Annotated in this window: 14 protein-coding genes; 11 read left to right on the top strand and 3 right to left on the bottom strand. The window is 41.0% G+C overall.

Going from position 1 to position 12315, the window contains the following annotated elements; genetic code table 11:
• Window positions 1–117: 117 nt before the first annotated feature.
• The gene (gene pfkA / locus ACFOSV_RS11160) at window positions 118–1092 is read left to right on the top strand and encodes a 6-phosphofructokinase (RefSeq protein WP_377906095.1); all 975 of its coding nucleotides are present in this window, start codon (window positions 118–120) and stop codon (window positions 1090–1092) included.
• Window position 1093: 1 nt separating this feature from the next.
• A complete protein-coding gene (locus tag ACFOSV_RS11155; protein WP_377906094.1) occupies window positions 1094–1429 on the top strand; it encodes a hypothetical protein in 336 nt (111 codons plus the stop codon).
• On the opposite strand, the gene miaA is transcribed toward ACFOSV_RS11155, so the two are convergent.
• Window positions 1414–2328: a tRNA (adenosine(37)-N6)-dimethylallyltransferase MiaA gene (miaA, locus tag ACFOSV_RS11150; protein WP_377906093.1), complete on the bottom strand. Its 915-nt coding sequence runs from the start codon at window positions 2326–2328 to the stop codon at window positions 1414–1416. The two genes, ACFOSV_RS11155 and miaA, sit on opposite strands and share 16 nt — an antisense overlap.
• A gap of 23 nt (window positions 2329–2351) precedes the next feature.
• Between miaA and ACFOSV_RS11145 the strand changes: the two genes are divergently transcribed.
• Genes ACFOSV_RS11145 through ACFOSV_RS11125 form a run of 5 tightly spaced genes read left to right on the top strand, consistent with a single transcriptional unit; the run spans window position 2352 to window position 6068 of the window.
• A complete protein-coding gene (locus ACFOSV_RS11145) occupies window positions 2352–3092 on the top strand; it encodes an Hpt domain-containing response regulator (protein WP_377906092.1) in 741 nt (246 codons plus the stop codon).
• On the top strand, window positions 3089–3469 hold the full coding sequence (locus ACFOSV_RS11140; protein WP_377906091.1) for a response regulator: 381 nt from the start codon (window positions 3089–3091) through the stop codon (window positions 3467–3469). The genes ACFOSV_RS11145 and ACFOSV_RS11140 overlap by 4 nt, the downstream gene beginning before the upstream one ends.
• Entirely contained in the window at window positions 3470–3748 is a 279-nt protein-coding gene (locus ACFOSV_RS11135; protein ID WP_377906090.1) for a hypothetical protein, read from the top strand. It abuts the gene before it with no gap.
• Complete coding sequence (locus ACFOSV_RS11130) at window positions 3745–4509, top strand: MBL fold metallo-hydrolase (protein ID WP_377906089.1); 765 nt, start codon at window positions 3745–3747, stop codon at window positions 4507–4509. Before ACFOSV_RS11135 ends, ACFOSV_RS11130 begins: the two co-directional genes overlap by 4 nt.
• A complete protein-coding gene (locus tag ACFOSV_RS11125; protein WP_377906088.1) occupies window positions 4509–6068 on the top strand; it encodes an NFACT RNA binding domain-containing protein in 1560 nt (519 codons plus the stop codon). Before ACFOSV_RS11130 ends, ACFOSV_RS11125 begins: the two co-directional genes overlap by 1 nt.
• 105 nt (window positions 6069–6173) lie before the next feature.
• On the opposite strand, the gene pyk is transcribed toward ACFOSV_RS11125, so the two are convergent.
• Together pyk and ACFOSV_RS11115 are read right to left on the bottom strand one after the other, a co-directional pair.
• The gene (pyk, locus tag ACFOSV_RS11120) at window positions 6174–7604 is read right to left on the bottom strand and encodes a pyruvate kinase (protein WP_377906087.1); all 1431 of its coding nucleotides are present in this window, start codon (window positions 7602–7604) and stop codon (window positions 6174–6176) included.
• A 6-nt stretch (window positions 7605–7610) separates the two neighbouring features.
• On the bottom strand, window positions 7611–8039 hold the full coding sequence (locus tag ACFOSV_RS11115) for an IPExxxVDY family protein (protein WP_377906086.1): 429 nt from the start codon (window positions 8037–8039) through the stop codon (window positions 7611–7613).
• Window positions 8040–8191: 152 nt separating this feature from the next.
• Here ACFOSV_RS11115 and ACFOSV_RS11110 point away from each other — a divergent pair, with 152 nt between their 5' ends.
• Genes ACFOSV_RS11110 through nadE form a run of 4 tightly spaced genes read left to right on the top strand, consistent with a single transcriptional unit; the run spans window position 8192 to window position 12312 of the window.
• Window positions 8192–8428, top strand: a complete 237-nt coding sequence (locus tag ACFOSV_RS11110; protein WP_289998118.1) for an acyl carrier protein — start codon at window positions 8192–8194, stop codon at window positions 8426–8428.
• An 18-nt stretch (window positions 8429–8446) separates the two neighbouring features.
• A complete protein-coding gene (gene fabF, locus ACFOSV_RS11105) occupies window positions 8447–9697 on the top strand; it encodes a beta-ketoacyl-ACP synthase II (RefSeq protein WP_377906085.1) in 1251 nt (416 codons plus the stop codon).
• Window positions 9698–9705: 8 nt separating this feature from the next.
• Window positions 9706–10446 (top strand): ribonuclease III, encoded by a 741-nt coding sequence (gene rnc / locus ACFOSV_RS11100; protein ID WP_377906084.1) that lies wholly within the window; start codon window positions 9706–9708, stop codon window positions 10444–10446.
• Window positions 10447–10476: 30 nt separating this feature from the next.
• Complete coding sequence (gene nadE, locus ACFOSV_RS11095; RefSeq protein WP_377906083.1) at window positions 10477–12312, top strand: NAD(+) synthase; 1836 nt, start codon at window positions 10477–10479, stop codon at window positions 12310–12312.
• Window positions 12313–12315: the final 3 nt, after the last annotated feature.

The following is a 12315-nucleotide window of genomic DNA, read 5'->3' as shown; positions in this document are numbered from 1 at the left end:
TTAAAAGGAGAATCTTTTCGATCTCGAAATTATGGTTTTTAATTAACCTTTTAAAAACAATCTTTGGTATTGGAATCCTTTTAGATTTCCTATTTTTGACTTCTTAAACCTATTCAGATGAAGAAAATTGCAGTTTTTACATCAGGCGGAGATAGTCCCGGTATGAATGCCTGTGTGCGAGCAGTGGTTCGAACGGCTATCTACAAGGGCCTGGAGGTATATGGAATCTATCGCGGCTATGAAGGAATGATCGAAGGGGATATCAAGCGCATGTATTCCCACTCTGTGAGTAATATTGTTCAACGCGGAGGAACCATACTGAAGTCGGCTAGATCAGAGGAGTTTCGGACCAAGGAAGGACGGCAAAAAGCCTATGAAAAGCTCCAGAAGCATGGGATCGAGGGTTTGGTGGCTATAGGTGGAGATGGAACCTTCACTGGTGCCAAGCTTTTCTTCGAAGAGTATGGAATCCCAACTGTGGGTTGCCCAGGGACCATTGACAATGATATTTACGGCACCGATTATACCATAGGCTTTGATACAGCAGTGAATACGGCTCTAGAGGCGATTGACAAAATCCGTGATACGGCAGCAGCGCATGATCGGATCTTTTTCATCGAAGTAATGGGAAGGGATGCAGGATTTATCGCTGTGGAATCTGGAATAGGAGGAGGTGCTGAGTTTGTGATGGTACCGGAAACCAAAACAGATCTCGACTCCGTGGTGAACGCTCTTAAAAATCTTCGTAAAACCAAAACTTCAAGCGTAATCGTGGTGGCCGAAGGCGATGATGAAGGTAGCGCTGAAACCATCATGACCAAAATCAAGGAAAAAATAGCCGACTCCAGCAAGGAGTTCAAAGTGACTACACTTGGGCACATTCAGCGAGGAGGAAGCCCAACCGCCAGAGATCGCGTGTTAGCAAGCCGATGCGGCATGGCAGCAGTAGAGGGGCTGATTGCTGGAGAGCAAAACTGCATGGCTGGTGTAACAAATCAAGAGGTTGTTTTCACACCTTTTGGAGACTGTATCGGCCGAGAGAAGCCTATTGTAAGAGATCATCTAAGACTAATCGATATTTTAAGTATTTAATATGGGCTTTATCCCTATTTTCATTACGCTTGGAGGTGCATGCCTCCTTTTCTTCTTAACTGTAAGAAACTCCATGCAGCGAAAGCTCAATAAACATCATGAGCTCCTGCAAGACCTTAAGCTCAAGTCAAAACTGACTTCCTGGATCGATGAAAGTGCCACCTTAAATGACTTTTTTGATAAGCTCAAGTCGAAAGATGAAAAGCTCAAAATCGGCAAAAAAGAGCTCAATATTATTCGGGAGCTAAAAGTCAACCGAGTTCAATACAATAATTTAATCAAGAAAGCTCCTTACAATTGGGTGGCTAAAATCAGTGGACTTCAATCTATAGCCTGACTTTCAACATGAGAGATAACTTCATCTACCTCTAAAGGGGTAAACCACGTTATCTCTTTATTCTTTTTAAACCAGGTCAGTTGCCGCTTGGCATAGCGTCTTGAGTTTCGCTTCAAGAGCCTGATCGCTTCTTCTTTATCATATTCTCCTTCCAGAAACCTAAAAATTTCAGAATAACCCACCGTTTGTAAAGCATTCAAGGATTTTTTATCAAAAAAACCCTCTGCTTCTTCAAAAAGACCCCTTTTAATCATTCCATCCATTCGACGGTCAATGCGCTGATAGAGCAAATCTCTTTCCAGCTCTAGGCCTATCCAAATGACCTCAAAAGGCCTTTTTGCTTGGGCTTTCGTCCGAAATGAACTGAAAGGCTTTCCTGTACCTCGGTAGACTTCGAGCGCCCGCATCAGCCGCTGAGGGTTCTTTTGATCCACAATTTCAAAATAATCTGGATCCACTTGCTCTAGTTCATTTTGCAAATAAGCTATCCCTAATTCTTCATACTGAGCTATCAATTCCTCTCTTAAATCTGGGTCCAGATCTGGTATGTGGTCAAAACCCTTGGCTATTGCATCAGCAAATAATCCTGAACCCCCAGTCATGACCACAAATTTTCTGTCAGCAAAAAGGCCCTCAAGAATAGCTAAAGCGTCCGTTTCAAACCTTCTAACATCATAGGATTCCTCAATGGAAAGTGAATTGATCAAATGATGCTTTACTTCACTCAATTCTTCAGACGAAGGTTTTGCCGTACCAATTTCCAGCTCTCTGTAAAATTGACGGCTATCGCATGAAACAATCTCTGTTCGGAAATTTTTAGCTATTTTTATTGACAAATCAGTTTTGCCTACGCCCGTGGGACCAACGATCAGGATTAAGTATTTTTTTGAATAAGGCACTGCCAATAGTTAAAGATTTGATCATGCAAAATAGAAAGAAGTCTGCAAACAAGATTCTGATCATCGAGGATGTGATGCTTCATCAAAAAATTTTTCAAAACCTATTAGGAAAATTTTATGAATTAAAAATAGCCAATTCGCTTGCCGAGGCTAGTGAGTATTTAATCTCGGATTCTCCAAACATGATAATTATGGACCTCCACATCGATGGATATGACGGGAGATACTGCCTGGAATACCCAAACTTAAGTATTCCGGTTTTGGCTACGAGTTCAACCATTACCTTACGGCCTGCGCAATACAAGGAACTAGGCTTTAGCGGCTTTATTAAAAAACCTGCATCTGCAAAAGAAATCCTAAAAATCGTAGCAGAGGCGATTGAAATGCCTCCCCAGCAACTCCTTTCGAAAGAAAATATACCACTAATTAATCCAGGGGTTCTCAAGGATCTTTTGAAATACAACAGTTCAGAAAAAATAATTGAGATTTTTCAGGTATTTATTCAAGAAGCTAGAACAATCTTGAGTGAGGCAAAAGAAGCCCTCATTGAACATAACCAACAAAAATTTACAGATAATCTGCATACATTAAAGGGAAATTCTGGAACTTTGGGAGCTGAGAAAATTCATCATTTAGCCACTTCAGCACAGGAGCTTGCCAGAAACAATAGGCTTAAAGAGACCAAGGATTTACTTCCTGAGTTGGAAAGAGAAATTCAAGATCTGGAAATAACCCTTATCACCCCACAAATCTTTGAAATATGAGTCACCCGAAAAAAATATTGGTTGGAGAGGATAGTTCAGTAATTATTAATTTAACTAGAAATGTCCTAGCCTTTGAAAACTATGAAATCCAAGCGGCCAAAAATGGCAAGCAAGTCCTAGAACTTTTGGAAAAAGGCGACTTCGATTTGATTTTGATGGATATTTCTATGCCTGTAATGGACGGAATCGAGTGCACAAAACAAATTCGAAATTCCGATGACGAGGTAAAATCAAAGATCCCCATTATCGCTGTAACGGGGAATTTGAAAAATTTCACCAAAGAAGAGTATCGTACGATGGGTTTTAATGATTTTCTCCAAAAACCATTAAATTACGATATACTTTTAGCCACGGTAAAAAACACACTGAAAGAGTAAATGACTATAAAATACACCAAGCACTTTTTGGATAAATTGGAAAATCTCTTTGCAGCATCTGAGTATATGCTGAGATATGAAAAAGGAAACTTCAAGTCTGGCTACTGTATTCTCAATGAAACGAAGATTGTCATCATCAATAAATACTTTCCACTAGAAGGAAAAATCAATGCACTGATAGATATCCTCTCTCAGTTGCAATTCAACCCTAAAGATTTTCAAAATAAAGCCGATCAAGATTTTCTCGAAAAACTCGGCCAAACCACGCTGAAGTTTTGAAGGTAAAATTCTTAGGAACTGGCACCTCTCAAGGCGTCCCTGTGATTACCTGCCAATGCGAGGTATGCAAGTCACTGGACTACAGAGATAAACGATTCAGAGCCTCCATACATGTGGAAGTGGATGACAAAAGTCTTGTGGTGGATACAGGGCCTGACTTTAGGATGCAAATGCTCAATGCATCGGTAAAAAATCTAGATGCGATCATTTACACCCATGAGCATAAGGACCATACAGCCGGCCTAGATGATATCCGCCCTTTCAATTTTGTGCAAAAAAAAGACATGCCTATTTATGGAAGAAAACAGGTTTTGGAGCAAATCAAAACTGAGTTCGCCTATGTCTTCAGTGACAAAAAGTATCCTGGCGTACCTCAGATCAAGGCCATTGAAATAAATGATGCACCTTTTGAAATTGGAGGAACTGAAATAATCCCGCTTCCAGTCTGGCATTACAAGCTTCCGGTATATGGTTTTCGAATAAAAGACTTTGCCTACATCACGGACACTAACAACATCCCTGAGGAAACCCTGGTCTTGCTGAAAAATTTGGACGTTCTCGTCTTAAATGCTTTGCAAAAAGCACCTCATATTTCTCATTTTACCTTGGAAGAAGCGATAGAAATGGCTCAGAAAATCGGTGCAAAGCGAACCTTTTTTACACATATTTCACATAGGCTCGGAATGCACGACGAAGTAGAACAAAGCCTGCCTGATGGAATTTTTCTGGGCTATGATGGATTAGAGGTAGTTTTGAACTGATGCATCTCAATTACCACTTTTTCAAATTCTTATGCCCACAGATTACTGAGATTTATGTAGGAAAAGAGATTCTCTCTTGTTTTTCGCAAAGAAAGGGAGAGTTGCTTCTCGAAATTGATCAAGCACCTTGGATCAGGCTACATCTAAAGCCTCCCACTGTCGTCCTTTCTTTTCCGGAAAAGTTTCATCGAGCAAAACAAAACACAAGAGACCTCTATAAAGATCTTATCGGTCAGCGAATCCAAAGTATTCAGGAAGTCAAATTTGACCGATCCTTTTTTATACATTTTCGAAGTGGAGATCGATTGCTCTTCAAAATGCATGGCAACCGTAGCAATGTGGTTTTTTATACTAAAATAGATCCTTTACCGAAAGAAATTTTCCTCACTAATCAGATCGAAGACAAGACCTTAGATCCAAATCTTTTGGAAAAAAACTTGGACCTTTCTTACGAGGAGTTTGAAAGACTGGAAGGAAATGCATCGCAATTTTTACCCTCTCTGGGGGCCATTCCCAGAGCCTGGCTCAAGTCTAGAGATTACCCTCAATTGCCCATTTCGGAAAAATGGCAATTGATGCAGCTTTTGCTAGATTATTTAGAAAGCCCCCTGTATTATATCGTCGAGCAGGGAGATTCTTATGATATTTCACTTTTGCCCGAAGGGAAATTCGAAAAGCAAGCAAACAATCCAGTACAAGCCTGTAATGAGTTGAATTATTTTGCTGTCGTCAAAAATGGCTTTGAGCGTGAAAAAAATCGCATAAGTAAGGAGTATTCTGACGAAATAAAACGGACCAAAGCTTACCTCCAAAAGGCCATATCCAAGCTGGATGAACTGAAGAAAAGTCCTCCTCCCTCCCAACTAGCCGATGTGATCATGGCCAATTTGTATTTATTTGAGAATGGGAAGGCGGTTCTTCATGACTTTTATTCTAATACTCAAATCGAGGTAAGCCTAAAGCCCAATCAAAAGCCCCAGGAATACGCAGAAAAGCTTTATAAAAAGAATAAAAACCGAAAGTTGGAATGGAGTCAACTTGAAAAAAACATCGCTCAAAAAGAAGCTAGGCTGCAAGATCTTGAGGATTCCCTCTCGGAGATCAATGCTATCGAGCATGGCAGAGATTTGAAAAAATATCTTAAAAAAGAGGATTTAAACCCAAGCCGCAAAAAAGAAGAAGCTCCGCTGCCATTTAAGATTTTTGAGATGGATGGCTATCCTATCTGGGTTGGAAAATCTGCTAAGGCGAATGATGAAATGCTGAGAAATTACACCAAGAAAAACGACTGGTGGCTTCATGCACGTAAAGTGGCAGGATCCCATGTTTTGATCAAAACAGGCAAGCTATCCGAACCACCCGAAAAGGTACTCCATACCGCTGCAGCTTTGGCAGCTTATTATTCCAAAAGTAAAACTCAGACTTTAGCTCCAGTAATTTATATACAAGCCAAGTACGTGAGGAAAGTAAAAGGTAGCCCACCAGGGGCTGTGGTAGTAGAAAAGGAAAATGTGGTCATGATCGAGCCCAAAGGTCCTGAGTCATTATTTAAATCATAAAAACCAAAGTTGAGGAGTGATTATTTTTTTTTAAACTATTCTAATGGTTCTTAATAAAAAAAGCCTCACGAGTGAGGCTTTGATTAATTGGCTAACCATACATATTTACTTCACTAGATGAATCTTGAGCATGTTGGTTCTACCCTTTTCCTTCAGTGGCATGCTTGCTGTATTGATTATGATGTCGCCAGAATTGACATGACCATCTTTCTTCAAGGTATTTTCGATATCGTCAAAGGTAGCATCCGTACTAACTTGGCTACTATACAAATAGCTGCGCACGCCCCAAACCAAACTCATCTGCGTAAGGAGCTTTTGATTTCTGGTGAAAATGAAAATACTCGCTGATGGGCGATGTGACGCAAGTCTAAAGCCTGTAAATCCAGACGAAGTAATACCAATAATTGCCTTGGCACTCACATTCCTTGAAAGCCTAGAAGCCATCAAAATAAGGTTATTGCTTAAGAAGGTTTCATCCGTTTCTGGGATCTTGTACAGATTATTATAGATAGAGGCATTTTGCTCCAGGTAGGCAATAATGCTACTCATAGCCTTTACTGCATTCACTGGGTACTTACCTGAGGCTGTTTCTGCGGAGAGCATTACAGCATCTGCTCCGTCGAGGACAGCATTTGCTACGTCATTGGTCTCTGCTCGAGTGGGTCTAGGATTTGAAATCATACTTTCCATCATCTGGGTAGCAATGATCACCGGCTTGCAAGCAAGCTTACACTTCTCCACCATTTTCTTTTGCCAAAGTGGTACGATTTCTTGAGGCACCTCTACACCAAGGTCACCTCGAGCGACCATGATCGCATCAGTAGCTTCGATAATGGCATCGATATTTTCTAAGGCCTCAGGTTTCTCAATTTTGGCTACAATCTTACAATCTTTCCCTGCCGCTTGAATTCGCTCTCTCAAATCAAGAATGTCTTCAGCAGATCGTACGAAGGATAATGCAATCCAATCGACATCTTGAGCCAATCCAAACTCCAAATCCTCTAAATCCTTTTCAGTTAAGGATGGAGCACTCACTTTAGTATTGGGAAGATTTATCCCTTTTCTAGATTTCAAAATTCCACCGTGCACTACGGTACAGTTGACATTTTTACCATCCGTATCATTCACCAACAACTCGAGATTCCCATCGTCGATCAATATACGATCACCTTCTACCACATCCTGAGGTAAGTTTTGGTAAACGGTACTTACCAAGCGACTAGTGCCCACTACAGGATCATTGGTAATGGTGATAGGCTGACCAGGAATTATCTCCACGCCGTTGTTCTCAACCTCTCCTACTCTGATTTTGGGGCCTTGTAGATCTTGAAGTATCCCGAGGTGAACGTTATGGTCTTTATTTATCTTTCGAATGATTTGAATGACCTCTTGATGGATATCATGAGTGCCATGAGAAAAATTAAGTCTAAAAACATTGGCTCCAGCAGTCGCCAAACTCTTGATCATATCGGCATTATTAGAAGCAGGCCCAATGGTGGCAAGTATTTTTGTTTTATTAAAATTGGATCTATTCATGGGTTATTAATAGGTTAACAAGTTCTCTTTTGATTTAATTTTATTTACATCCAGCTTCATCACTGTCTGAATGTATGGGATCTTGGCAATTTGTTGGATAAAAGCATCAGCACTAGCTTGTCCAGTTTCGTCTTGGATGACCAAAAAGAAGTCCACATTCTTCAGTTCAGGGATCAAATATGCGACTTGATCTGCGGAATTTAAAGACTTATTCTTTAGCAATTGGATGAATCCAAAGGGTAAAGAAAGGAAATATTGGGAGATTTTCAGATTTGTTGAAGAAACAAACTCGATTTCTAAGTCTGACTCCATAATCAGTTTTATTCCTAATGACTCATTGATTCCCCAAGCTAATTTGTAATCCTTCACAGGGCTGACCAGGCCCAACAAATCAAAATCATATGAATGCTCTACAAGTAGTTTGGTCTTCTTCATGGGGGAAGAAAAAAGTGAATTGTAAAGTTAAAAATATAAATGGATCAAACATGGCTGAAAGGGGCCTTTCAAATTTACTTGAATCAATTTTTTGTCAATTAGCCATTAAATATATTTCTTTGTGCAGTTATAAAAATTAAACTGATCACGAAATGTCTGAAATTGCAGAAAAAGTAAAAGCCATCATTGTTGACAAACTTGGCGTAGAAGAATCTGAAGTAACAATGGAAGCTAGCTTCACCAACGATTTGGGAGCTGACTCATTGGATACTGTAGAGTTGATCATGGAATTCGAAAAAGAGTTCAATCTTTCTATCCCAGATGATCAGGCTGAGCAAATTGGAACAGTTGGACAAGCTGTTTCTTATCTTGAAGCGAACGTAAAATAACATTCATAAATTCATTCTATGAATTTAAAAAGAGTAGTAGTAACTGGCATAGGTGCACTTACACCAATAGGCAATACAGCTGCGGAATTCCGCAAAGCTTTGGCTAATGGTGTAAGTGGTGCCGCGCCAATTACTCACTTTGACGCTTCACTTTTCAAGACCCAATTTGCCTGTGAAGTCAAAAACTTCAATGTAGAAGACTTCATCGATAGAAAGGAAGCCCGTAAAATGGATCCTTTCACCCAATATGCGATGGTCACTGCTGATGAAGCTATGGCAGACTCTGGGTTAGATCTCGAAAAGATTAATCTCGCTCGAGCAGGTGTAATCTGGGGCTCGGGAATTGGGGGGTTGAGAACCTTCCAAGATGAGGTGACTGCTTTTTCCACAGGAGACGGCACTCCCAGATTCAATCCCTTTTTCATTCCAAAAATGATTGCGGATATCAGTGCAGGTTTTATCTCTATCAAATACGGATTCAGAGGTCCAAACTTTGTAACTGTTTCTGCATGTGCATCAGCAACCAATGCACTCATTGATGCTTTCAACTATATCCGACTCGGTAAAGCTGATATTTTCATCAGTGGTGGATCGGAAGCTGCAGTGACTGAAGCCGGAATCGGTGGATTCAATGCAATGAAAGCCCTCTCTCAAAGAAACGATTCTCCTGAAACAGCATCCAGACCATTTGACAAAGACAGAGATGGATTTGTCTTAGGAGAAGGTGCCGGAGCTTTGATTCTGGAAGAATATGAACATGCGGTAGCTAGAGGAGCAAAAATCTATGCGGAAATAGTAGGTGGAGGAATGTCTGCGGACGCTTATCACATGACGGCACCTCATCCCGAAGGACTTGGTGCTAGTAGTGTGATGCAGTTGGCCCTTGAAGACGCCAATCTTGATCCGAGCAAAATAGATTACATCAATGTGCATGGAACTTCCACGCCACTAGGCGATGTGAGTGAGACCAAAGCGATTCAAAAGGTTTTTGGAGATCATGCCTACAAAGTGAATATCAGCAGTACAAAATCCATGACAGGTCACCTCCTTGGTGCAGCCGGTGCTGTGGAGTCCTTGGCCTGTATTTTTGCTTTGCAAGACAACTTGATCCCGCCTACGATCAATCACTTCACAGATGATGAAAGCTTGGATTCAGGCTTAAACCTAACTTTTAACAAAGCACAACAACGCGATGTAAACTATGCATTGAGCAACACCTTCGGTTTTGGAGGACACAATTGCTCGGTGATTTTCAAAAAACATAGCTGATTCAAGTTTTGAGATTTCTTCAAAAACTTGGTCTTCAGCATTTAGTATTAAATAAAAAAGACAAAAGGCTTGCTTCCACCATCAAAATGATGGTTGGAAGCAAGCCTTTTAATATTGCCCTCTACCGACTAGCCATTACGCCTTCCGGACTACAAGAATCCACTTCTAATGGATTCCAAATTTCCTATGAGCGCTTGGAATTCTTAGGAGATGCCGTTCTCGGCGCCGTGGTAGCCGATTATTTGTATTTGAAATACCCCTATCGAAACGAGGGTTTTTTGACAGAAACTCGATCAAAGTTGGTCAATCGGGAAGTGCTTCATACCGTGGGTATGAAAATAGGATTGAAAAAGCTTTTCTCCCAAGAGCTAGATGGAAGGAGCTTCACCCAAAGCAAATCACTCTATGGAGATATGCTCGAGGCTCTAGTTGGAGCCATATATCTAGATAAGGGCTATAATTTCACAAGGAAATTCATTTTAGAACGCCTGCTCATTCATTTTGATATCCAAGAGGCCGTCAATACCACCATCAATTATAAAAGTAAGATCATTGAATGGGGTCAAAAAGAGAATAAGGCAGTGCATTACAAACTACTCGGAGTAACTGGAAATCAACGACTCAAGGAATTTTCCGTTGCGCTCGAAATTGATGGGGAGGAAATTGCAAAGGGTACGGGATCAAACAAGAAAAAGGCAGAACAAAATGCCAGTGAAAATGCTTGTAAAGTACTAAATATTGCGGATTGAGGAGTAAATTTACCGCCCTGAGGAGGACTTATGAATAAACTACAGATTGCAGCTATTTCCCTAAATCAAACCCCTCTAGACTGGAAAGGTAATTTTGACCGAATTCTAGACGGTTTGAATGAGGCAAAAAAAAGCGGCGCCGATCTGGTGTGCTTCCCGGAGCTTGCCATCACCGGGTATGGGAGTGAAGACTTGTTTTTAAGCCAGTGGTTTCCTCAAAAGGCGCTTCGCCAATTAGCTAGCCTAATTCCCCACACAGATGGGATTACTGCTGCTGTAGGACTCCCTGTTAGAATAGGAAAAGACATTTTCAATACCGTGGCCATCGTTGAGAATCAAGTTCTCAAAGGATTTGTACCGAAACAATACATGGCTATCGATGGAGTTCATTACGAATTCCGATGGTTCACACCTTGGGAGGCCCATAAACTGATCGAATTTGATTTTTTTGGAGAGCAAATTCCCTTTGGTGATCAAATATTTTCTTTGAAAAATGTGAGCTATGGCTTTGAGATTTGTGAAGATGCATGGAGAGGTGAGGTCAGGCCGGGCTATCGTCTCCGCGACCGAAAGGTAGATCTCATTTTCAATCCCAGCGCGAGTCATTTTGCAATGGGCAAAACCCAGGAACGAATTGATTTGGTCATAGAGAGTTCTCGCTTATTTGACTGCTACTACTGCTATGTAAATCTCCTAGGCAATGAATCCGGAAGGATGATTTTTGACGGAGAAACCATGCTGGCCAAATCAGGAAAATTGCTAGGTAGAGCTCCTCTCCTCTCTTTTCAAGACACGGTAGTCACTTCTTTTTATCTTGAGGAAAAAGAACAGCAAATTGAACCCGTTCATGCTAAGGAGGAGGAATTTGCTCAAGCAGCCAGTCTTGCGCTTTTTGATTACATGCGTAAGAGCAAAAGTCAAGGCTTTGTCTTGTCTTTAAGTGGCGGCGCAGACTCCTCCACTTGTGCGGTGTTGGTAGCAGAAATGGTCAAAAGGGGTAAAAGCCAATTGGGGAACCAAGTTTTTTTGAAAAAAGCAGGATTAGCTTTAGCCGAAGGCTCAGATCAAAAAACCATTGTTTCCAAGATTTTGACCACGGCCTATCAAGGCACCAAAAATTCATCTGAGGATACCCATTTGAGTGCAAAAGAACTTGCAGAAAGTCTTGGCGCGGTATTCTATCGATGGGATATTGATGAAGAGGTCAACTCATATCGCAACAAAATTGAAAAAGCAATCGGAAGGCCTTTGACTTGGGAACGAGACGATATCACCTTACAAAATATTCAAGCCCGAGCCCGCTCTCCAATTATTTGGATGCTTTCAAACTTAAATAATGCCCTTCTTATGGCTACATCCAATCGAAGTGAGGGTGATGTGGGCTACACGACCATGGATGGAGACACGAGTGGGAGTATTTCACCAATCGCAGCCGTAAGTAAGACTTTCATTATTCATTGGCTACAGTGGGCTGAAAAAACCCTTGGCCATAGTGGCTTGCGTCGTGTAAATAGCCTTCAGCCCACAGCTGAACTTCGTCCTCTTGAACGGACCCAAACAGACGAAAAGGACCTCATGCCATATCCCGTTTTGTTACAAATAGAACAATTGGCTATTCGAGAAAGAATGAGTCCAATCGAAATATATTTCACTCTTCAGGAAAGTCTTGGACTCGAACCAGGGATTTTGAAAGGATATATCAAAAAATTCTTTCAACTTTGGTCCCGAAATCAATGGAAGCGAGAAAGACTAGCTCCCTCTTTTCACTTGGATGAATTCAATGTAGATCCAAAAACCTGGTATCGATTCCCAATTCTATCTGGAGGATACGCCGAAGAACTTGAAGAACTCGATCATATCAATTAAAAC

The organism is Algoriphagus namhaensis, from assembly GCF_042649705.1.
Lineage (GTDB): Bacteria > Bacteroidota > Bacteroidia > Cytophagales > Cyclobacteriaceae > Algoriphagus > Algoriphagus namhaensis.
The sequence above is the reverse complement of the archived record's forward strand: the minus strand, read 5'-3'. Positions and strand labels throughout refer to the sequence as shown.